Annotated in this window: 1 protein-coding gene; it reads right to left on the reverse strand. The window is 76.6% G+C overall.

Features of this window, described 5'->3' with window-relative positions; genetic code table 11:
- A partial coding sequence (locus AOK00_RS35740; protein ID WP_437441470.1) for a sacsin N-terminal ATP-binding-like domain-containing protein occupies window positions 1–1,285 on the reverse strand: 1,285 nt, incomplete at its 3' end.
- Window positions 1,286–1,379 lie beyond the last annotated feature (94 nt).

Consider the following 1,379-nt stretch of genomic DNA (forward strand, 5'->3'; position numbering starts at 1 on the left):
GGTCGCGGAGGGCGGGGAGTTCCTCGGTGGGAGCGGCGGGCGCCAGGAACGCGACCCTCGGCAGCCGGTCCAGGATCGCCTCGCGCAGGGCCCCGTCGAGGGGGCCCTTGCCGAGCGGGCCGGGGACGAGGTCGAGCGTGGCGGTCGTCACCGGCTGCCACTCGGCGAGGAGTTCGGCGTACGCGTCGGCCGCGCGCTGCACCAGGAAGTCGGTGAGCCGGCCGGGCGCCGGGTGCCGCCGCGCGGTGTCCAGGGGCAGGGAGGCGATGAGCAGCGCGGGGATGCCGAGGGGTTCGTCGGTGGGCGTGGGGGCGTGCACGACCGGGGTCGTACGCGGGTAGCGCGGGGCTCCCTCCGGGTCCACGGGTACGGCCCAGGTGACGGACCAGTGGGGGCGCAGGCGCTCCTCGACCGGGCGGTCCTTGAGGAGTTCGGCGTCGAGGGGGCCGCCGTGGGAGACGGTCCGCCAGCGGTGGGTGCCGGTGGCGGAGTCGACGATCTGCACGTATCCGTCGTCCTCGGAGCGGCGGAGGGTCCTTACCCCTTCCGAGGTCTCCACGACGATCTCCGCGAGCCCCGGAAGAGTGAGGAGGAGCGCGTCGTCGACGGAGGCGAGGAGCCGCTCGGCGAGGTCACGGGCGGCGGTGTCGCGGAGCGGGAGGACGACGACGGTGTCGTAGCCGTCGGGGGCGGAGCCCTCGGCGGGCAGCGGGAGCCGGAGGAGGGGTACGTGGCCGTCACGGCGGCGCAGTTCGTCGCCGAGGCCGGGGCTGTACCGGGCGGAATCGGCGGCGAGTTCGCGGGCCTCGGCGAGGGACCAGCGGACGCCTCCGTGGCGGCCGAGGACGGCGGGCTCGTCGGTGACGGCGAGGACGGCGGCGAAACCGACGCCGAACCGGCCGACCGCGCCGTGGGTCTGCTGCTCGCGCTTGGCGGAGGCGCGGAGGGTCGACAGGGACTCGACGCCGGTGGCGTCCAGCGGGGCACCGGTGTTGGCGGCGGCGAGGAGGGCGGGGCTCTCGTGGTCCGCGGGGTGCAGGGTGAGCCTGAGGCGGCCGGGGACGCCGGCGCGGTGGGCGGCGTCGGCGGCGTTCTGGGCGAGTTCGACGACGAGGCGGTCGCGGTAGCCGCCGAGGGCGAGGTCCTCCTCGGCGTTGGCGTCCTCCCGGAACCGGGCGGGGGACGCGCCCCAGGCGTCGAGGACACCCCGCCGCAGCCGGGCGGTGCCGAAGGGATCGGTTCCGTCGGTCGTCGTCCGGACGCTGACGCTCACGTCTGACTCCACTCTGCGGGGCGGTGATGGTGCGGGACCCGGGCCGGGGGCCAGGGTGCGAGCCCTTGGACCCGGGGGCCCGAAGGTACCGCGCTCGGGGGCGGGG

It is taken from the genome of Streptomyces aureus (assembly GCF_001418135.1).
GTDB lineage: Bacteria > Actinomycetota > Actinomycetes > Streptomycetales > Streptomycetaceae > Streptomyces > Streptomyces aureus_A.